We start from the raw sequence: 19797 nt of genomic DNA on the forward strand, positions 1-19797 counted from the left end.
ACGATACCGGGGTTTTCGCTTTTTTTCTATGTTCGATTTAAAATCCGATGGATTTTATGTGTCAACCACACCTTATGGTGATGAGCCAATTTTTTGAATAAAAGGAGAGGAAATCATGGATCCATACGAACGCCTAGGAATATCGCGTACCTCATCGATGAAAGAACTGGAACAAGCATACTCGGAAAAGCTTGAAGCACATCCGGAGGACTCCGAAGAACGGACGGAAATCGAGCGAGCGTACGTCGTCATAAAATACGAAAAGAAACAAAAGAACAAACGAAATAAACGAACGATTGGGATTGGAGCGCTCGTTCTGTTGCTCGCTGCAGGAGGCGGAACGTATTTCTTTTTAAATCAGGAAAAGACGCCTCAGGCGGTCGAACAGAAGAATCAGGACGCTTCGTTCGTCATTGGGGAAGAAGAGAAGGCAAGTCAGGAAAAATCAGAATCGACGGATACAACGAAAAAAACAGATTCGGAGGAACTGTCTAATCAGGATTATAAGGACGTCCAAGATATTTCAATGCTCTTTTTCCGGGAACTTGAAGATGCTTTGACAGAACGAAGTGTCAAAGGACTGTCCGTCAGTACAGACACATATAACCAGAACTTCCAAAAGAGTTTGGATGATTTAGTCACAGGTGGCTATATCTTTGACGGTGTACTGACGGTCAATGATATTCCTCAAAATGATATGACGATCAAAGGAGATAAGGCGACAGTCAAAGCGACGGTCGACTATTCCTCCCGGTCCTATCAGCCGTATCTGCACGAACGCCCCGAGGGTAGCACGATCGTCTGGGAACTAAGTCTTGTAAAGTCAGGTCAAGACTGGCTCGTCGATCAGCGGAAGTCGCTCTCGGATTCAGCGACAGGTAGAGGCATGGAAGTTCGAGAATCGGTTAAAGAAGATATCGTTGATACAGTGTATCAACATGCCAAAGAGTGGGAGCAGGCGTATATCGATAAAGATACGTCGGCGTTCACATTGTTTACATCATCTGCATACTTGAATAAGCAACAAGGCTACTACGCTAGCATGGACAAAAGGGGCGTCTATTGGGAAGGGTACTTGGACGAAGTCGAATATTCACCAGCATCTATCACTGTCAGTGAAGTCGCGACCAATCTGACCGCGACGGTCGAAGCACTTTGTTATTATGATGGAGATTATTTAAAAGAAGAAGACGGTTCACTTGCTGAAGAAAACCCAGGAAAAGACGTACCTTTCAAGTATTATTTGAAGTACAACCTGGATGACGAGCGCTGGTATATCACCGACTCGGAAGAACTGAAAACTTTCAGTCAAAACGATACGACGACATATTAATTGTAAGGAGGAGTTCAAATGAAAAAAGTAGTTATAGCAACAGCACTTGGTCTCATCATCAGTACACTACCAGTAGCAAGTGATTCGGTAGCAGCACTCAGTAAGACGGAAAAAACGATCGTTGATCGTCAACTCGCGGCGTTAAAGAAAAGTAAACTATCAGGTGGTTATAAACCGGTCGATGTCCGGTCTGTCTATCTACTAGGTGGCAAGTATCCTGAGACATTTACGTTGTATGAACGATTCAACTCGAACACATATATGAATGATGTCATCGGTAAAGCTCAGAAGTATGACGCGAAGAAGAAAAAATGGACAACGATCTATACGTATACAGATCGAGATACAGACTATTATGATGTCCGGGCGAAAGGAAAACTACTCGATACGAAAAAAGAACAGCTTGTCATCGGACCATCTGGTGGAAGCGGGGGTTACATCGTGCCGATCCTGATTGGTTCAACGGATGGTAAGATGATCAAAAAGATGTTCGAATCAAAAGAAGCATACCCGTTCGGTCGGGCGCTAATTAAAGATAAAAAACTCTATGTCGGTTCGATGACGATCGTTCATGATGTCTACTCCTACAACGGAAAGACACTGAAGCATCGAGTCGGTACAGGAGCGGATGACCGGATTGTTGCCGGGAAGGTCTCTAACTATATGACGCTCGATTATTATGGCGGTAGCACGCATCTGACGAGTGGCAAAACGATGACACTCAAAAAAGGGCAACGTTTCGGAATCGTTCGTAAATCGACGAAGGATACGAATCCATACGTCTATCGGGCATTTTCTTCAGGAGAAGGAAAGTTACAACTCGACGGATATGGATTTAAAGCGATTAAGACTGGCGTTGAAAAATGGCACTTCGAACCAGACGCATATAGTGATGCTATTACGATGAAGTTTACAGTGAAATAAGTACGAGCCAGTTCCTAGTTGTTGTAGGAACTGGCTTTTTTCGTTGTTCCTCTTATTATGGGATTGCAAACGATTTCATGATACGCTAGGGGACAGAAAAACCTGCCTAGAAAGAAGGAATTCCTATGCATATTCTTGTCATCGATGATGAGGCGAGCATCCGGCATCTCGTCAAACTGCAACTCGAGCTTGATGGTCAGACGGTCGAGACGGCAGCCGATGGAGCAGCAGCACTCGCCTTGCAGGCAACACAGACCTTTGATTTGATCGTCCTCGATTTGATGCTACCGGATACGACCGGTTTCGATTTGATTCCAAAACTTCGACAGACGACGCCTGACTTACCGATCTTGATGCTGACAGCACGTGATCAGATGAACGATAAGATCATCGGGCTGCAGCTCGGAGCGGATGACTATATGACCAAACCGTTTAACGGAACGGAGCTCGTCTTGCGTGTCAAAAATCTATTGAAACGCACGAAGACGGTCGCGCCACCCGTACCTGTTGCAAGTGATCCATTCTTATCCGTTGATCCCGAAGAACGAGTCATTCGGCTCGACGGTCAACCATTGCCATTGACGTACCGGGAGTATGCATTGCTCGCACTTTTCCTAACGCATCCGAAACGGGTCTTTGAGCGAGATGAACTGCTCGAACAAGTTTGGGGCTTTGACTTCTCCGGTCAGACCCGCGCCGTCGATATCATGGTCCAGCGCTTACGGAAAAAACTCGGAGCACAAGGCGAACGGATCAAGACGATTTACGGTGTTGGCTACAAGTGGGTCGACGCATGAAGCTACGCCAGGTCATCACGGAAAACTTCGTCTTGCTCCTCGTTCCGGCATTGCTCGTCCTCTTCTTGATTCTCTATGCCTTCATCCAATCGAACCTATACGAGAACGCCGTCGAGTCCGTCCAAAAACTGAGTCGGGAAGCGGAGCTCTACACGATGAACTACCTCGCAAGTGAAGAAACGGACTCGCTCGCCGATACGGCAGTCCCAATCGCTTCATACTTAGCAGACCGGTTTGACGCGCGTGTCCAACTGTTCGGACCAAATGCGGAACTTCTTGCTGATTCCGAACGCGATCAATTGCCGCTCCTCGCGGGAGACATCGATCAAGCGTTAAAAGGGAAGTCGAGTTATCTCTTTCTGAAAGAAACCGATGTTCCGGTGCTGTTCTTCTCTAGTCCGCTGTATGGCAAAACGGACGTTATCGGCTCGGTCCGTTTTCTTATTGATCTGCGGACGGAAGCCGAATTGCTACGGCAATTCACCTATGTTTTCACCGGCGTCTTTCTGATGTTGATCGTAATTGCTGTTTGGACAGCGCGTCGGATGGCAAAGACGTTGATTGGGCCGATTGATGATTTACGGAGTGTCTCGCACGCCTTGACGAAAGGACACTATGCGCATGCGTTACCGGCGTATCCATATGAGGAATTGAACAGACTTGCGGCAGACTTCTCGACGCTTGCTGACGCAATTCAGCACAACATCGGACAGCTCGAACAACAACGAAGCGACCAACAGACGTTCATCGATCACATCACTCATGAACTCCGAACACCGATGACGGCCATCATGGGCTATGTCGAGTTGATTCCGAAACTACCGCCAGACGAAGCGGCACATTGTTATCACTACATCGAAGTCGAGAGCCAGCGCTTGTTACGACTCGTCTCGCATAATCTCGAACAGGCGAAACAACAACGCAACGAACGCCACGTGACGTCGACGATGTTCGCGCTCGATGCCTTGCTCGCCGATGCCTTATTCATCATGCAATTGCGTCTTGATGGACAAGGAATTGAAGTTGAACAGGATGTTCCGTCGATCTACGTGCTCGGGCAACCGGACCAGACGAAACAAATCTTGTTGAATCTTCTAGAGAATGCCGTCAAATACAGTGACGCGATGACGGTAACGTTTTCGACCGTCAGTACGGATACGACTCTTCAACTCATCATGACGGATGACGGGATTGGCGTTGATCCAGCGGTGCTTGCCGAATGGGAGGACGAGCAACATAGTCTGACGACGGCGAGTGGGAATGGACTCGGTCTACCGCTCTGTCGGCGTCTGATGCAGGAACAAGGTGGCGATTTTGCACTTGAAAGCGATGTAAGCGGAACACGTATCACATTGACCTTCCGATTAGCGAACCAGACATGATGTAATCGCTTACAAATGATACATTTACGAAACAATTCGACCGGATTTACGAAACAATTGCCCCGTAATCTAAGAATCAAGCAAGGAGAGGAATCATGAAAGCATCGACCATCGCTTATCTCTTCCTGATGGGTATCTTGTTTGCCCTCGGTCTTCTTTTGCTTCAGCAGACGGTCTTCGGACGCTTACACGTCCTCGATGGACCGAAACGACTGAATGCTTCCGATGACTCACTCCCGACCGAGTTGACGTTACGTCACCGGGCATGGGGGGAGCAGACGGTAGAAGACGGAACGGAAGCCCAGCACATCACGACGCTATTGAAGCAAATGAAGACGGTGACAAACGGGACCTGTCCGGCGGGAACGGCGACATTTAACGGGACGCTCCGTTTCTTAAACGGAACGACGTGGACGTTCTCCCTCGGGGAAACCATGACACTGAATGGACAATGTGTCGCAAAACGTCCTAGCACCCAAACGACGTCACTGAAAGCACGATTCTTAAACGCCTATCACGAACCGGAACAGCTCGCGCGTCAGTTCGCCGAGGTGGAAGTCGTGGCAGTGTATGCAGCAGGACGGTCGCGTACCTTAACCGCACGCGAGCGAGAAGACGTCAAGCGTCGCCTGGAGCAAGCAGAGCCGATGACGGACTATGAAGAAGTCGGTCAGGCACTCGATGCCAGTCAGGGACAGCCGCGCATTCTCAAGCTTCAGCGGTTCAAGAATGAGCAGAACACGCGTGCCACCTTAATGAATATTGCCGTTTATGAGACATTGTTCAGCGTCCAGTACATGGATGATGACAATGGAAACACCTTCTATTTAAAAGGACAACTCCTGCCGATCGGGAAGGAGGCGAATCGATGAGAAAAGGAATGCTCTTCTTGCTGAGTATCATTTGTCTCATGAGTATTTGGATCGTCCGCAACAATGAACAGACGAAGCAAGGGACAGCCGCGCGGGAAACCGTTCCGCATTTGACGGCGTATGTTTCCGCAAAGGAAGATATCGGGCGTGCCTTACTGTCATCGTATTGCGAACAAGCAGGTTGTACGTATGAGTTCGTCCGCCTGTCGACGGAAGAACTCGTCCGGCGCGTGACGAAGGAAGCGGATCATCCGCGCGCCGACGTCATTATCGGCGGAACGTGGGACGCTCACCAGACGCTCAAGCAACGGGGATTATCGACACCGTTCCCGAGCGACATGGATCAAGCGGAACTGCAGGATCCGGATCGCTACTGGATTGGCTATGAAGTCGAACGCCTCGCGATTGTCATCAATACCGATGTCTGGAATGACCGATTCGGGGCAGCACCGTATCCGAAGACGCTCGCTGACTTGACGGCGAAGCGGTATCAGGACGAGTTGATTTTGCCAGATCCAAACCATTCCGGTACCGGTGCGACGATCCTGCAAGCGGTCTTTGACGGATACGGGACGAAAGCGGAAAATGTCTTACGCGAGCTAATCGAGCGAACGCGACTATTCACGGCGAACGGCTTTGCGCCGACGTCGTACGTCGCCAGTGGGGAAGCGATGCTTGGGGTCAATTTCATCGGGGATCAACAATCACTGCGCGAAAAGTATTATCCGGTCAAAAGCATCCCACTCGATACGTACTCGATCAACGCGATTTCAAAGCTGAAAGGACGGACGCAACAGAAACAGGCGAATGCCTTCATGCGTTTCGTACTCTCGGCGGACGGTCAGGCGATTCTGCGGAAAGTCTCGTTTGGCACACCGACCTATGCGATCGCGAAGACGCAACCGATCCAGCAAAACGTCGGTCAGGATATCGTCGCCGATTACCGGGACTATCTCCGGCGATTCAATCAGCTCCAGGACAAATGATGCGAAGACTCTGATTCAGGATAGGGGAAATGGAAGATGGGCTTCTTCAGCATCAAAAAATTGCCGAATGCCGGCATACCAATCGAAGTACAACGGAAACAATGGTTACAGCAATTCTTAAAGGCCTTCTTAGTCGTCTTCTTCTCATATATGGCGATGTATCTCATCCGAAACAACTTCAAGGCAGCGCAACCGCTCTTGAAGGAAGAACTGGGCTTTACGACGACGGAACTCGGATATATCGGCTTCGCTTTCTCGATTACATACGGAATCGGGAAAACATTGCTCGGTTATTTCGTCGACGGGAAAAATACGAAACGCGTCATCTCGTTTTTGTTAATTCTCTCTTCTTTGATCGTCACCGCGATGGGACTCTTGATGAGTGCCGGCGGAAGTCCGGTCGGTCTCTTGATGGTTTTATGGGGACTCAGTGGGTTCTTCCAATCGGTCGGGGGACCATCGTCGTATTCGACGATCGCTCGCTGGACACCGTTTGAAAAACGTGGGCGTTACCTCGGCTTCTGGAATGTCTCGCACAACATCGGTGGAGCGATTGCCGGTGGTCTCGCACTGTGGGGAGCGAACGTCTTCTTCAACGGAAGTGTCGTCGGGATGTTCATCTTCCCAGCTGCGATCGCGCTCGTCATCGGAATCGTCGGTCTGTTCATCGGGAAGGATGATCCGGAGGAACTCGGGTGGAATCGGAGTGAAGAAATCTTCGAGGAACCGATCGAACCGGAAAACATTGCTGCTGAAAGTATGACGAAATGGCAAATCTTCAAAACGTACGTCATCTCGAACCCCTGGATCTGGACGCTCTGTATCGCGAACGTCTTCGTTTACATCGTCCGAATCGGGATTGATAACTGGGCGCCGCTCTATGTCACGGAACACTTACACTTCAGTACGGAAAGTGCTGTCAATACGATCTTCTTCTTTGAGATCGGCGCATTATGCGGCAGTATGATTTGGGGTTACGTGTCCGATTTACTGAAAGGACGGCGGGCGCTCGTCGCAGCGATCTGTCTCTTACTGACGGCCGTCGCGGTCCTCGGTTATCGTTACGGGACGAGTGAACTTATGATTTACGCGTCACTATTTGCACTCGGTGCGCTCATCTACGGACCACAGCTCTTGATCGGTGTCTCGGTCATCAGCTTCGCACCAAAACAAGCGACGACGGTCACGAACGGGATGGTCGGTACGTTCGGTTACTTGTTCGGTGATTCAATCGCAAAAGTCGGTCTAGCGAAAATCGCTGATCCGGAAACGAACGGTCTAACAATTGGTTCGGTTACGTTACACGGCTGGAGTGATACATTTGTCATCTTCAATGCGGCGTTACTGTTCGGTTTGATCGCCCTCGCGATCGTTGCCGTCGTCGAGGAGAAAAAGATTCGTCGCCTCGGACTGCTAGAGCGTCAAGCGGATAAGTTGAGTTCTTAACAAGCACGAGCACCTTCGCCTAATTTAGGAGAGGGTGCTCTTTTAATGAGACAAATAAGCAAACAGAAAACCTTCTTCCAGTTTAACGTGACGAATCGAGCGGTAACGGGCATGACGAAAAGGAAAATAGAAGGAAAAATCGACGGTCAGAAGTCGGTTTTCATAACGCAGATAAGGTGGACGAATGAGATAGGTTTCATTAAAGGATTCGGTATCGTGAGGACAAACATCAAAGACTTCGAATGTGATGGTGCGTTTATCGACTGCCCGTAATTGGAGCGTTAATTCAACTGGTAAGTCACGCTCTAGACCATAACGTGTCAACGGTACAGCGGCTTGAAGGTGAAGGTGTGTCGGGCGAATCGTAACGCAGATATCTGTCAGCTCTGGAATTTCCTTTGTCAGCACACTTGCAAGGTTGTATTCATCAATACTTGCTGCAAGCGCAAAACGACGAAAGGTCTCAATTATATGGCGCCCCAATTTCATGAAGTAAACTCCTCTCTTATGCTTGTTAACTGTAGTATAAACAATGATAAACCTAATTATTCCATATTATTTTTTATTAAAGTAAATTAATTCCTATAAATTAGAGCTTCTTTTTAAAACAATATGATTCATGCATGTTTTTGCGTCGTTCAGGGAACGATTAACCATGTCGATCTGTCGTATTTTTCGAAAGGAGTTTTTTGATGCCTTACTTATCTGGATTTCCATCATCTTATTGGAAACAAAGTGCCCCTGCTACTTCTTATCCCGCTTTGAATCAAGATGCTAAGCATGATGTCGTCGTCATTGGGGCTGGTATTGCTGGACTTGTCACGGCAATGCAATTGACGGAACGAGGATATGATGTCGCCGTAATCGAAGCAGGTGACGTTGCTGCCGGCACGACGGGTTATACGACGGCTAAAGTTTCCTCACAGCACGGTTTGATCTATGACACGCTGATTCGCACCGTCGGCGAGGAGTCAGCGCGACTGTATTATGAAGCGAACGAGGAAGCCATCATATTTTTACGTCATCAGGTAGAACGACTCGACATAGCTTGTGAACTTGAAATGCAGGACGCGTATCTCTACGCTTCGACATCAAAAGAGCAAGCGATGGAACGAGAAGTAAAAGCCTATGAACGATTGGGATTGAACGGTGGAGAAGCGACGCAAGAAGTTCGGGATAAGTTGCCGTACGATGTCAAACGTGCTGTCGTCTTGCGCGATCAAGCGCAGTTCCATCCCGTAAAATATCTTCAAGGACTCGCCCGACAAATCGTCCACCAAGGGGGTGCCTTATACGAACGGACACGTGCCGTATCGCTCGAATCGAACCGGACGCCGACAGTCATCCTAGAGAACGGTCACCGGATTGAGGCGAAGAAGGTCGTCATCGCGACCCATTTTCCATTTCATGACTTCAAGGGGTTATACTTCTCAAAACTCGAAGTCCATCGCTCGTATATCGTGTCGGGTCAGGTCGATGAGACGTTTCCAGACGGGATGTTCATGAGTGCCGATCAACCGAGTCGTTCTCTGCGTCACACGCGAACAGAAGATGGTCGCCTGCTTGGTCTCTTCGGCGGTGAGAATCATCTATCTGGTCACGAGACAGAGACGATGCAGCGGTATCAGCATCTTGCGGATTTTGCAAAGCATGAATTTCACGTCGAATCGTTCGGACAGTTCTGGTCAGCACAAGACTTGATCACGCTCGACAAAATCCCCTACATCGGACAGATGACGCCAAATGATCCGAACGTGTTCGTCGCGACCGGTTTTGCGAAGTGGGGGATGACGAATGGTATCGCGGCCGGACTGTTACTCAGCGACTTATTGACGGGAACACCAAACCGTTTTCGGCATCTGTTCGATCCGAATCGTTCGAAGCTAAAAACAAAGGATGCGACGCAGTTCGTCAAGAACAATGCGGACGTCGCGATCGAACTGGTCAAAGGAAAGCTGACGAAAGCGCGTCGCAGTGCCGACGAGTTACAACCGGACGAAGGTGGACTCGTCACCCATCACGGCAAGACGGTCGGTGGTTACCGGGATTCGGAAGGGAACCTTCATCTCGTCTCGACGACCTGTACCCATATGGGATGCGATACGAAATGGAATGAGGCGGAACGATCATGGGATTGTCCGTGTCATGGTTCACGATTCGGTCCGACAGGAGAGGTGCTAGAAGGACCAGCCGTCAACCCACTCAAATCGATCGAGTAAGCAGAGACGCTTGTCTCTGCTTTTTTAATTTTAAAAATAAACCGTGGACGATTTATGATATGTGATATAATTACCTGGTAACAAAAATATTTTAGCGCTAAACAATTAGAGTGCCGCTTTTGAATCGTGTTGTAGAGGCACCGTCACGACCACCGCTCACTGGTTTCATACTTTAGTTTCACTATTTTACTTAGCGTCGTGAACGCTGAAACAACCCGAGGAGGAAGCACCACTATGAGTAAAGAAAAGATTGCCCAGCTGCGCAAACATGTATCGCCGTTTGAGAAGGCGGACATCAAAGCCAGCGTCCGGCAGATGATCAACACGATCCTGCCATTTCTCGTCCTATGGTTTCTGGCATATGAGGCCCTGAAACTATCTGTGTTTCTCGCGATCCCGTTGGCGATCCTCGCTGCAGGATTCGTCGTCCGGATGTTCATCATCTTCCATGATTGTACCCATGGTTCATTCTTTAAAAATAAGAAGGCGAACGCCATCGTCGGAACGATCACTGGGATTTTGACGTTATTCCCGTATGAGAAATGGAAACGGGAGCACTCGATCCACCACGCATCAAGTGGGAATCTCGATAAGCGCGGTGTCGGTGACATCTGGGTCATGACGATTGAGGAGTATATCGAAGCATCACGCTTTACACGTCTCAAGTATCGTCTGTACCGGAACCCACTCGTCATGTTTGGTCTTGGACCGCTCTTATTGATTCTCGTCTCGAGCCGCTTCAACCGGAAGGATGCGCGCAAAAAAGAACGAATCAACACACATGTCATCAATGCGTCGCTTATCGTCCTGTACGGTATTTTGATCTACTTCATTGGTTGGCAAGCCTTCTTGATCATCCAAGGAACGACGATGTTCACAGCAGGCGTACTTGGAATCTGGTTATTCTACGTTCAACACACGTTCGAAGACTCGTACTTCGAGGATGAAAGTGAATGGGATTACGTTAAGGCGGCAATCGAAGGTAGTTCGTATTACGAGTTGCCGAAGGTGTTGCAATGGGTGACAGGAAACATCGGCTTCCACCACGTCCACCATCTCAGCCCACGTGTTCCGAACTATCATCTCGAAAAAGCACACGTCTCGACACCTCCGCTTCAGAAGGCGACGAAGATTGGTTTATTCTCGAGTCTGAAGTCGCTTCGCTATAAACTATACGATGCGAAGAATAGAACGTTTGTGACGTTCCATGACATCAAACACCTCTTACGCGAACCAAAGACGTCATCGTTGTAAGCTTTTCACCTCATCCATATGGATGGGGTGTTTTTGTTGTATCAGTTGTAAAAGAGGGAATGAAAAGTAAATGAGAGCAGTGTATGTCCGTCTTTTGGCGTATGTTCACGATAAGCATCCATGGTAGGATGTACAAAGAGAAAGGAGCGTGCATGATGCGCCGTATACCCATTGCTGCTTATGTAGGAGGAGCCATCTTACTTTCCTTATTCGTCTTCAGTTCGATGACCTATCAGCAACAATCCCTGATTCCATTTTTGACACAACATATGCCGCTCGACTGGGTCTATGCGTTTTCATTCGTGTCGTTCCATTATGAAGTTCCGATCAGCGTCGCGTCACTCGGACCTGCAGCCTTCCTTGAATTCTTCATTCGGAAAGGCATGCATGCCAGTCTGTTCTTCGTCCTCGGGGTCAGTCTCGTTCATTTTTTGCGCGGTCGAGGGTACGCAGCGTTACCAGCTGCTTTCTTTGCCTTCACGACAGCGATGACAATCGGTGTGTTGGATGAGTTCCATCAATTGTTGACGGGCGGACGAACACCACTCGTCGGTGATGTATTGATCGATGGAAGTGGTGCATTGATTGGCATCGTATTGTACACAGCGATTCGTCTTTACTTAAAAGCTGATCGAATCGTACGGGAGCAAGAACAAAAGCATGCATGAAAATAACCCATCGTCTCAATCATCATGACTGAGGCGATGGGTTATTTTAGCGATTAGAACCGTTGTACCCACTCGATTTTGTACTGAGTGCGTCCGTATTCTCTTCTTAACATGTTGTCGGCTTTTTTTCGTGCTGTCGTATGATCGCCTGCTCGAACATTCAATCGATCCGTGTCGATGATCTCATCTCCGCGTAATACGTGATACTGGACGGTGTAGTCCTTTTTTGTTAAATTAAATAATCCCAAATTTATCACTCCCATATTCTTCTTCCTGTTAGTTATTATATGGGATTCCAGATTTTTCTTCAATATAAAAGAGTGACTATTGTCCCACCTGTCAATAAAAAGTTAGTGGTTCAAATAGCAGATTGCTTTATTGTTCGAATTGCGTATAAACGCTAAAAAATCAACAAAAAACGCTCTAAAATAGAATTTTAGAAATTTTATTACATATATAATGAATATTCAGGAAAAAAGTTACGATATCAAGATGTGTCTGAAAATATAATTTATCTGAATATTCTTTTGGTATGTCAGGAAAGGATTCCCTTGGAACTTTGATGGAATAACCGTTAAGATAAGAAGGAAGAGAAAACGATGAATTACGTGACAGATGAGGGAGATGACACATGGAGCAGGAGATGCATGAACGAATCGATCCCGCGCACCGGATCAGGCAAGCGGTGACCCGCAAAGAAACCGTCTACTTTAGTTTGTTGTTAGGCATCGCCATCGTGACGGTCGGTGCCATTATTGGATTAGTGTTTGAAACAGGGCAGGCCGGTATTTATGTGATGGTGGGTCTTGTGATCCTATTGTTGATACTCTGGCTACGACAGTGGCAACGAGTGTCCCGGATTCGAAGTGAAGGGGTTCGCTTGAGTGCCGAGCAGTTCCCAGAGTTATTCGAGCAAATCAGCATACATACAGAACAATTGCAGCTGTGGCGGATGCCAGAGATCTACTTTCAGAACGATGTGAAACGACCGCATGTCATCGGATTATTTCAAAAGTATTTGATCGTTCTTCCGACGTCATATTTGGAATTGACAGAGGTACGGCGATTCCAGTTACTGCTTGAACTTGCACGCATTAAACGAAATCATCAAGAAAAGCAGGTGTTGCTTTGGATCGGGAGCTGGGTTCCATTTTTACGTCCGGCTTACACGCGGGCATGCGAACGGACTCGTTATCAGATGGTTCTACCGCTTGTATCCAACCAGTGTGCCCGGCAAGCGATCTTTGAGGATATTCTCGGACCAACACTTCTTGCGACGACGGATATCGTTTCCTATACGGCGGAGAAGCGTCAGCAACGGACGTTTTCTGTCTTATTGTATGAGAAGCTACAGACCAATCTATCCATGCTGGAACGGCTTCGCTTGACGGGTGAACCGCTCGATCAACCCCGTCCTTTCCTACGTTATAGTCAAGGAATCATCATCACGCTTAGTGTTCTGACGGTCATGTTCTTCGTCAGTGCAGGGGCAGGGATCTTGCTGAACGAAGCGGGAACGCAAACGGCAGCCAGTAACGATACGGCGACGGCAAAAACGAACGATCAGAATTTAAATGAGACGGAATTGATGGCAGCGATTCAAAAAGGAAAGCTTGAAGATATCCATCGCTTGATTCCGGAAAGTGATATGACAGCAGTCGATGCAGATGGGGATACAGCACTGCATTATCTCGGTTACCGGAAGTCGAGTAAGGGGCTTGAATCGATCTTTAAGGAACTGCTAGAAGCAGGGAGTGATGTCGATGCCGTCAATGACTTTGGCGAGCGACCATTCATTACAGCTGTCTTCAGCAATAACGATGAACTCGTCGATCTGTATTTGAAACGAGGCGAGAAAATCAACCAACAAGATGACGATCAGTTCACGCCGCTTCATCATGCTGTCGAGGGTGAGGGGAAACAGACAGTCAAGCTATTGCTCGAGCGCGGTGCCGACCCGTCGATCAAAAATGCGGATGGCTTCACGCCGCTGATGATGGCACAGGAGTATGAACTCGATGAAATCATTGATCTGTTGAAACAGCACTCCGCGCAAACGTTATAAAACAACAACCGCAGGCTCTCTCGAATGGATCGAGAAGACCTGCGGTTGTTTGTTGTATTGAATTAGTTTGGTAATTTTGATGTGTCGACGATACGACCTTCGATGTTGTAATTGACTTCACCGAGTGATTTCGTGAAATCACGTAGGTTTTCCCAGTCAGAGAGACCGAGGTCCGTGACACGGCCTTCTTTATAAGCCGTTGCGAATGGTGTGAGACCATCGCCGCCTTTAGCTGTGAAGGCATTCGTTGCGAGAACATAAGTCTTCGCTGGATCAATAAGATCGTACGTGTCACCATTTTTGACTTCGATCTTCGTGACGCGCTCTCCAGCTGTTTTCGTGCTGTCGTATTCGAACTTCATACCCGAGACGTGGAGGAAACCACCGTTTTCTTTTGGCGCAACCCCAACACTGATTTCAAGAAGATTCTTGATTTCTTCACCGGTCATCTTCGCTGTCGCGAGCGTGTTACCGAATGGAAGCGTCGTTAAGACTTCACCGACAGTAAGTGGTCCGGCATCAATGGCAGCACGGATCCCTCCACCGTTTTGCATCGCGATGACTGTATCCTTATTGTATTCTTTCGCTTTTTTGAGCATACCATCCGTGATCAAGTTTCCGAGAGCCGTTTCACTGTTGCGGACACTGATTTCGCCGCGTGGGTTTGGAAGGGCATTAACGATATTCGCACCGACTTCTTCGTTTTTCAACTCAGCGATTTGATCTGCATATGGCTTAAGGATTTCAGCCGCACGCACATCTTCTTTTGCTGTAGAAACATCAATCAATGAACCGTTATACTCAGTCAATTTTCCTTTGTAGTCGAACGTCAAATCAAGATTTCCGAGGAAATCACCGTATTGGTAGGCTTGAGCGATGATTGTCGGTTCTGCTTTGCCTGGAACGACCGTCTCATCAACGACGACCGGTTTTTCAAGTTTCGTGTGCGAGTGACCGCCGACGATGACATCAATCCCGTCGACATTACGTGCAAGCAATTGATCGTTATCGATTGCTTCGTTGTCATCAAAACCGATGTGTGTCAACGCTACGATTTTATTGACGCCACGATCTTCAAGCTTTTTGACAGCAGCTTTAGCGCTAGCAATATAGTTTGCAAACGCAACCGTACCTGGGCTTGCGATATCTTTCGTCTCTTCTGTCGTCAGACCGAAGAAACCGATTTTTTGACCTTTGTATTCCTTAATGATGCCTTGATAAATCTTGCCGCGCTCCGGCCCTGCAGTGATTGTTTTCTTTTGTAGACCCTTGAACGACTTATTTTTGCTGAAATCGACGTTCGCCGTGATGAACGGGAATTTCGCCTTAGTGACGAAGTTCTTCAAGGCGATGTTATTGTCTGTATCCCCAAGATCGAACTCATGGTTACCGAACGTCATCATATCGTATTTCATATAGTTCATCAGTTCAAGATCCGCTTGACCGAGGAACTTGTTGAAGTAGAGTGTTCCAGAGAAGACATCACCTGCATCTAATAGAAGCGATGGTTTACCTTCTGCACGGTAAGCTGCGCGAAGTTCTTTGATGACTGTCGCACGTTTTGGTGTCTTATCGAGGTTCGCGTGCGTATCGTTCGTATGCATCAAACCGATCGAGAAGTCATCCGTGTTGACGTCGAGAACTGTGATTTTTGCTTTTAATGTAATTGTCTTTCCGAGGCGTGTATAACTTGCGACCGCATATTTCACACCCGCTTCGCTCGTATCGACCTTCGACCAACGGACTGGTTTGTCATGAATACGACCTGTAGCATAAAGAATACCTAATGTTTTTGGCAATTCTGGTTTTTGATCGACATAGATTGTTTGAGCTTCCACTTTTTCAATGATCTTTACAGCATAGTTCTGAATGTAGATTTTAATCTCAATCGGATTCTTTTTCTTACCGTATGTGCCTTTGACCGTTTGGTAACGGTTGAACGCATGGCGATCGTACGATTTCCATGTGATCTTCTCACCTTTATATGTAGCAGGGAGTTTGACCGGAGCACCTTTCGTGAAGACGAGTGACTTGAGTTTGACCGTTTTGACTTTGACATGCGTTGCAGCCGAAACTGTCGTTTGGGCAACCGGCACGATTGCCGATGTCGTCAGGGCGACAGCCACAGCTGCCGCGTAAAGCGGTTTTGATTTGTACATACGTAAAAATCCTCCTTCAAGAGTGGGGTATGAATGCAAGGTCGAGCTGCGATCGTTGACCTCTTCTTCTACTATAAAGGGTTTGGAAAGCTTCGTGGGATGAACCTTTTGTAAATAACGTAAATTCTTAGGTCCGACAACATGACAACCCACGGGAGTCGTTCGTTTGATAGGATTCAAATCCGAACGTTCGCTTTCTCGCTTAAATGATAGCGCTTTCATTATATCTTGTCTTGGATAAAAATGAAACGAAAGAATATGAACAATCGTTAAACATTTCCATTAAATGTCGATTTTTTAGTGGTCGAAAATTGCTAAATATTGTATGATATCAGTATACAAGCAGTTTGGATGAAAAGGGGCAACGCTGGATGAATGATACGATTCGAGGAGGCGTTCTTGTCGGCATTATTTGTGTGATTACGGTCCTCCTCGTATGGGGGCTTGCTTCGCCACCGACGACGATCGAATTTCCACATTTTAATCACGCATGAAGGAAGCAAACTAGGAGATGACCGGTGGTTACCCGCCGGTTTTTTCGTGTCTGAAAAACTACAGTTTGGTGTCGGTTCGTCCAATACATTGACACGCTTTTTCCCGATGGCTAGAATTGATTAAGTGTATATAGGAAGTATTGCTTCTATCATGCACGAGTAAACGAAGAAGGAGGCGAGTCAGAATCGACCGGGCATGGTCCCGTTCACGCGGAGGGAGCGTTCGTTTGAGCAATCGCGGACGGCATCCGTCTTTTTTGAGTGGAATCAACGAATATGAAAATAAAATACATGTATCATGAATCGGAAGGAACTTACACTTATGCTGAAAGAAATGAGAAGTATCATCCGGGAACAGGTCGATAATTTCCCCCTGATTCGCCGGTTGGCGCGATATGAAATCAAATCAGCGCATGCAGAGCAGCGCCTTGGCCTTTTATGGGAGCTCCTCAATCCGGGTCTCCAAATCTTCATCTACTGGTTCGTCTTCGGGGTCGGTCTGCGCGGAAATAAAGACGTCGATGGAAACATTCCATTCATCGTCTGGCTCCTTTGCGGGATCGTCGTCTGGTTCTTCATCAACGATGCCTTGCTTCGGGGTTCGAATTCGATCAACAGCCGTCTCGCGATGGTAACGAAGATGCGTTTCCCGATGAGTGCGATTCCATCGTATGTCATCTTGTCACGGATGTATCAACATTTCGCGATGCTTGCGATCGTCATCGTCGTCATCATTGCGAACGGTATTCCGATCACGTGGAAACTGCTTCAATTGCCGTATTATATGATTGCCACCTACATTTTCGTCTATGCCTTTTCGCTTTGTTTTTCAACGCTCGTCACACTCGTCAAGGACATCCAGCTCTTCTTGCAATCAATGATGCGGATGCTCTTTTATATGACACCGATCCTTTGGAACATCGAGCGGTTCCCGGACGTCTTGCATGGTGTCCTACGCTTGAATCCAGTCTACTACCTCGTCGAGGGATACCGGGCGAGCTTGCTCGGCGGACATTGGGTCTGGCAAGAATGGCCAACGGGTCTGTACTTCTGGAGTGTCACGCTCCTCTTATTCTCAGCCGGAACGTTCTTGCACATCAAGTTCCGTAAATCATTCACTGAGCTCGTTTAAGGGAAGGAAATCGCCATGTCTATGATTAAACTCGACCATGTCACGAAACGCTTCGACATGGTCACGACTACGAAAGAAAAATTCAAGCTCTTGTTCAAAAATCAAAGCAAGAGCGTTAAAACCTTTACAGCTTTACGCGATATCTCACTTGAGATCGGAAAAGGAGAAGTCGTCGGTCTCGTCGGAATCAACGGTTCGGGTAAATCGACGCTCTCGAATCTGATTTCAGGAATCATCTACGCGAACGAAGGAAACGTCGCGATCAACGGAGAAGTCGCAATCATCGCCGTGTCCCAAGGATTGAAGAACGTGCTGACAGGACGCGAGAACATTCGCTTGAAATGTCTCCTGCTTGGGATGGACGATGCGGAAATCGAACGTCGGATGCCTGGAATCATCGATTTCGCGGATATCGGTGACTTCATTGATCAGCCAATCAAGAAATACTCGAGTGGGATGAAGTCACGACTTGGTTTCGCAATCGCCGTCAATGTCGATGCCGACATCTTGATCGTCGATGAAGCATTATCGGTCGGTGACCAAACCTTCTATAACCGTTGTATCGATAAGATGAACGAATTCAAGGACGAAGGCAAGACGATCATCTTCGTCAGTCACTCGCTCTCACAAATCAAGAGTTTCTGTGAGCGTGTCGTCTGGCTCGAATACGGTCAAGTTCGACTCGACGGGACGACGAAGGATGTCTTACCGGAATATAAGAAGTTCCTCGCAGAATATAAGAAATGGTCAAAAGAGGAACAACACCAGTACCGTCGCGATCGCTTGAAGGAACAAGCAGCGAATGCGCGGTCCGGAAAAGAAAACGTTGATGCTGACGTCAACGTAAAACATCCTGGCTGGATTTTATCGGGTCTCGGATTACTCGCGATTGCGGCAGGTAGTTTGATGGTCATTGACGAGACACCGTCTTTGACGAATCTTAGTGACGCAATCATGAAGTTCTTCTAACGTTTTACCAGATGCCTCTGCGCATCTGGTTTTTTTGTACCTAAAGAGTAGGAATCCTGAAACGTAATGGAGAAAACTAGTAAATGAGAGAAGAAATATCGGAAGAGTATGCGAATTCATCAAAAAAAAACGGAGTCGAGGACTCCGTTTTCATCAGGTTTGTGAGCGATCCATATACGTTTTAACGTGTGGCGCTTCATATGTGGAGAAGCGTTCTAAGAGACGATCTGGATCCGACTCGACAATCAGCATCGCTCGGTGTTCGGGAATCAAGAATCCTTGACGTTCCATCGTGTCGAACAGGGCAATCAAGGGGTCATAGTACCCGTCAATGTTGAGTACACCGCACGGTTTTTCATGCAGACCGAGTTGGGCCCACGTGAAGACTTCGAAAAACTCTTCCATCGTTCCGGGTCCGCCAGGAAGAATAATGAAGCCATCGGCCAGCTCTGACATCTTTGCTTTCCGCTCGTGCATCGAGTGGACGAGGTGCAATTCAGTCAGTCCCGGGTGTGCTAATTCCTTTTCTTGTAGAAAGTGGGGAAGGACACCGATCGCTTGACCTTGAGCTGCAAGCGTAGCATCCGCAACAGCTCCCATCGTTCCAACGCGGGAACCACCGTATACGAGTCCGATGCCGTGAGCGGCGAGCGCTTGACCAAGCTTCTCAGCAGCCTCGCGAAAGACTGGGCTAGCACCATCTTTAGAACCACAAAATACTGCAAGTCTATTCATGAACAGAACCTCCTTTATTATTGTCACCATAGCATATTCGGTGATCGAACGGCAGAGGAGACCAGGAAGGAGATCGGTATGCGACCACGTACGATCGTTTGGCTCGTCCTAATTATCGCAGCAATCAATTTAGGACTTGGGATATGGATGCCGGATACGTCGACTCGGACGACAATTAGTTCAATACTACTAGGTGTGATTCTCATACTCGGTATATTTTATGTCATCGCGTTACGACAATCATCAAAATAAAGAGAGCTGGTTCGACTCGTGTGATATGCTCCCCAAAAAGTAGACAGTTGAAATAACAAAAACTGTCCACTTTTTGAAGGGAGCATTTTCTGTGTCTAAATCTAAGTTTT

19 protein-coding genes are annotated in these 19797 nt (G+C 47.6%); 15 read left to right on the forward strand and 4 right to left on the reverse strand.

Annotated features, from left to right (window positions below; genetic code table 11):
* Nucleotides 1–115: 115 nt before the first annotated feature.
* The 7 genes from KNQ15_RS15725 (at nt 116) to uhpT (ending at nt 7740) form a co-directional block, all read left to right on the forward strand.
* Nucleotides 116–1333 carry a hypothetical protein gene (locus KNQ15_RS15725; RefSeq protein WP_029342661.1) on the forward strand — a complete coding sequence of 406 codons (1218 nt, stop codon included), beginning with the start codon at nt 116–118 and terminating at the stop codon, nt 1331–1333.
* An 18-nt stretch (nt 1334–1351) separates the two neighbouring features.
* A complete protein-coding gene (locus KNQ15_RS15730; protein WP_029342660.1) occupies nt 1352–2257 on the forward strand; it encodes a hypothetical protein in 906 nt (301 codons plus the stop codon).
* Nucleotides 2258–2382: 125 nt separating this feature from the next.
* Nucleotides 2383–3054 carry a response regulator transcription factor gene (locus KNQ15_RS15735; protein WP_149427868.1) on the forward strand — a complete coding sequence of 224 codons (672 nt, stop codon included), beginning with the start codon at nt 2383–2385 and terminating at the stop codon, nt 3052–3054.
* Nucleotides 3051–4436, forward strand: a complete 1386-nt coding sequence (locus KNQ15_RS15740; protein ID WP_214730026.1) for a sensor histidine kinase — start codon at nt 3051–3053, stop codon at nt 4434–4436. The genes KNQ15_RS15735 and KNQ15_RS15740 overlap by 4 nt, the downstream gene beginning before the upstream one ends.
* Before the next feature lie 95 nt (nt 4437–4531).
* The gene (locus KNQ15_RS15745) at nt 4532–5308 is read left to right on the forward strand and encodes a DUF3919 family protein (RefSeq protein WP_214730027.1); all 777 of its coding nucleotides are present in this window, start codon (nt 4532–4534) and stop codon (nt 5306–5308) included.
* A complete protein-coding gene (locus tag KNQ15_RS15750; RefSeq protein ID WP_214730028.1) occupies nt 5305–6294 on the forward strand; it encodes an ABC transporter substrate-binding protein in 990 nt (329 codons plus the stop codon). The genes KNQ15_RS15745 and KNQ15_RS15750 overlap by 4 nt, the downstream gene beginning before the upstream one ends.
* 36 nt (nt 6295–6330) lie before the next feature.
* Nucleotides 6331–7740 carry a hexose-6-phosphate:phosphate antiporter gene (uhpT, locus tag KNQ15_RS15755; protein WP_023469436.1) on the forward strand — a complete coding sequence of 470 codons (1410 nt, stop codon included), beginning with the start codon at nt 6331–6333 and terminating at the stop codon, nt 7738–7740.
* Nucleotides 7741–7782: 42 nt separating this feature from the next.
* Here uhpT and KNQ15_RS15760 read toward each other — a convergent pair whose 3' ends face one another.
* Entirely contained in the window at nt 7783–8229 is a 447-nt protein-coding gene (locus tag KNQ15_RS15760; protein WP_214730029.1) for a hypothetical protein, read from the reverse strand.
* 203 nt (nt 8230–8432) lie between these two features.
* On the opposite strand from KNQ15_RS15760, the gene KNQ15_RS15765 reads away from it, so the two are divergent.
* The 3 genes from KNQ15_RS15765 (at nt 8433) to KNQ15_RS15775 (ending at nt 11881) form a co-directional block, all read left to right on the forward strand.
* Nucleotides 8433–9959, forward strand: coding sequence for an FAD-dependent oxidoreductase (locus KNQ15_RS15765; RefSeq protein ID WP_214730030.1), 1527 nt, complete (start codon nt 8433–8435; stop codon nt 9957–9959).
* 234 nt (nt 9960–10193) lie between these two features.
* Entirely contained in the window at nt 10194–11213 is a 1020-nt protein-coding gene (gene desA, locus KNQ15_RS15770) for a Delta(5) desaturase DesA (protein ID WP_214730031.1), read from the forward strand.
* A gap of 155 nt (nt 11214–11368) precedes the next feature.
* A complete protein-coding gene (locus KNQ15_RS15775; RefSeq protein ID WP_214730032.1) occupies nt 11369–11881 on the forward strand; it encodes a VanZ family protein in 513 nt (170 codons plus the stop codon).
* A 53-nt stretch (nt 11882–11934) separates the two neighbouring features.
* On the opposite strand, the gene KNQ15_RS15780 is transcribed toward KNQ15_RS15775, so the two are convergent.
* Entirely contained in the window at nt 11935–12129 is a 195-nt protein-coding gene (locus KNQ15_RS15780; protein WP_214730033.1) for a hypothetical protein, read from the reverse strand.
* 383 nt (nt 12130–12512) lie between these two features.
* On the opposite strand from KNQ15_RS15780, the gene KNQ15_RS15785 reads away from it, so the two are divergent.
* Complete coding sequence (locus KNQ15_RS15785) at nt 12513–13946, forward strand: ankyrin repeat domain-containing protein (protein ID WP_214730034.1); 1434 nt, start codon at nt 12513–12515, stop codon at nt 13944–13946.
* Between the two features lie 62 nt (nt 13947–14008).
* Here KNQ15_RS15785 and KNQ15_RS15790 read toward each other — a convergent pair whose 3' ends face one another.
* The gene (locus KNQ15_RS15790; RefSeq protein WP_214730035.1) at nt 14009–16105 is read right to left on the reverse strand and encodes a bifunctional metallophosphatase/5'-nucleotidase; all 2097 of its coding nucleotides are present in this window, start codon (nt 16103–16105) and stop codon (nt 14009–14011) included.
* Between the two features lie 371 nt (nt 16106–16476).
* Between KNQ15_RS15790 and KNQ15_RS16985 the strand changes: the two genes are divergently transcribed.
* The 3 genes from KNQ15_RS16985 (at nt 16477) to KNQ15_RS15800 (ending at nt 18700) form a co-directional block, all read left to right on the forward strand.
* Complete coding sequence (locus KNQ15_RS16985; protein WP_255359374.1) at nt 16477–16599, forward strand: hypothetical protein; 123 nt, start codon at nt 16477–16479, stop codon at nt 16597–16599.
* A gap of 322 nt (nt 16600–16921) precedes the next feature.
* Nucleotides 16922–17731 (forward strand): ABC transporter permease, encoded by an 810-nt coding sequence (locus KNQ15_RS15795; RefSeq protein ID WP_214730036.1) that lies wholly within the window; start codon nt 16922–16924, stop codon nt 17729–17731.
* A 15-nt stretch (nt 17732–17746) separates the two neighbouring features.
* Entirely contained in the window at nt 17747–18700 is a 954-nt protein-coding gene (locus KNQ15_RS15800; RefSeq protein WP_035410435.1) for an ABC transporter ATP-binding protein, read from the forward strand.
* A 153-nt stretch (nt 18701–18853) separates the two neighbouring features.
* Here the strand turns inward: KNQ15_RS15800 and KNQ15_RS15805 are convergent, their stop codons facing one another.
* Nucleotides 18854–19435 carry an LOG family protein gene (locus KNQ15_RS15805; protein WP_214730037.1) on the reverse strand — a complete coding sequence of 194 codons (582 nt, stop codon included), beginning with the start codon at nt 19433–19435 and terminating at the stop codon, nt 18854–18856.
* Nucleotides 19436–19513: 78 nt separating this feature from the next.
* On the opposite strand from KNQ15_RS15805, the gene KNQ15_RS15810 reads away from it, so the two are divergent.
* Complete coding sequence (locus KNQ15_RS15810) at nt 19514–19687, forward strand: hypothetical protein (RefSeq protein WP_200934380.1); 174 nt, start codon at nt 19514–19516, stop codon at nt 19685–19687.
* Nucleotides 19688–19797: the final 110 nt, after the last annotated feature.

Origin of the sequence: Exiguobacterium sp. s168, assembly GCF_018619035.1 — a bacterium.
Taxonomy (GTDB): domain Bacteria; phylum Bacillota; class Bacilli; order Exiguobacteriales; family Exiguobacteriaceae; genus Exiguobacterium_A; species Exiguobacterium_A acetylicum.

What these genes read in the sequence shown, in the direction of transcription:
- KNQ15_RS15805 (WP_214730037.1), bottom strand. Translation starts at nt 19,435, where the DNA reads ATGAATAGACTTGCAGTATTTTGTGGTTCTAAAGATGGTGCTAGCCCA.
- KNQ15_RS15760 (WP_214730029.1), bottom strand. Translation starts at nt 8,229, where the DNA reads ATGAAATTGGGGCGCCATATAATTGAGACCTTTCGTCGTTTTGCGCTT.
- KNQ15_RS15740 (WP_214730026.1), top strand. Translation starts at nt 3,051, where the DNA reads ATGAAGCTACGCCAGGTCATCACGGAAAACTTCGTCTTGCTCCTCGTT.
- KNQ15_RS15745 (WP_214730027.1), top strand. Translation starts at nt 4,532, where the DNA reads ATGAAAGCATCGACCATCGCTTATCTCTTCCTGATGGGTATCTTGTTT.
- desA (WP_214730031.1), top strand. Translation starts at nt 10,194, where the DNA reads ATGAGTAAAGAAAAGATTGCCCAGCTGCGCAAACATGTATCGCCGTTT.
- KNQ15_RS15725 (WP_029342661.1), top strand. Translation starts at nt 116, where the DNA reads ATGGATCCATACGAACGCCTAGGAATATCGCGTACCTCATCGATGAAA.
- KNQ15_RS16985 (WP_255359374.1), top strand. Translation starts at nt 16,477, where the DNA reads ATGAATGATACGATTCGAGGAGGCGTTCTTGTCGGCATTATTTGTGTG.
- KNQ15_RS15775 (WP_214730032.1), top strand. Translation starts at nt 11,369, where the DNA reads ATGCGCCGTATACCCATTGCTGCTTATGTAGGAGGAGCCATCTTACTT.
- KNQ15_RS15735 (WP_149427868.1), top strand. Translation starts at nt 2,383, where the DNA reads ATGCATATTCTTGTCATCGATGATGAGGCGAGCATCCGGCATCTCGTC.
- KNQ15_RS15795 (WP_214730036.1), top strand. Translation starts at nt 16,922, where the DNA reads ATGCTGAAAGAAATGAGAAGTATCATCCGGGAACAGGTCGATAATTTC.
- KNQ15_RS15785 (WP_214730034.1), top strand. Translation starts at nt 12,513, where the DNA reads ATGGAGCAGGAGATGCATGAACGAATCGATCCCGCGCACCGGATCAGG.
- KNQ15_RS15790 (WP_214730035.1), bottom strand. Translation starts at nt 16,105, where the DNA reads ATGTACAAATCAAAACCGCTTTACGCGGCAGCTGTGGCTGTCGCCCTG.
- KNQ15_RS15810 (WP_200934380.1), top strand. Translation starts at nt 19,514, where the DNA reads ATGCGACCACGTACGATCGTTTGGCTCGTCCTAATTATCGCAGCAATC.
- KNQ15_RS15750 (WP_214730028.1), top strand. Translation starts at nt 5,305, where the DNA reads ATGAGAAAAGGAATGCTCTTCTTGCTGAGTATCATTTGTCTCATGAGT.
- KNQ15_RS15730 (WP_029342660.1), top strand. Translation starts at nt 1,352, where the DNA reads ATGAAAAAAGTAGTTATAGCAACAGCACTTGGTCTCATCATCAGTACA.
- KNQ15_RS15765 (WP_214730030.1), top strand. Translation starts at nt 8,433, where the DNA reads ATGCCTTACTTATCTGGATTTCCATCATCTTATTGGAAACAAAGTGCC.
- uhpT (WP_023469436.1), top strand. Translation starts at nt 6,331, where the DNA reads ATGGGCTTCTTCAGCATCAAAAAATTGCCGAATGCCGGCATACCAATC.
- KNQ15_RS15800 (WP_035410435.1), top strand. Translation starts at nt 17,747, where the DNA reads ATGTCTATGATTAAACTCGACCATGTCACGAAACGCTTCGACATGGTC.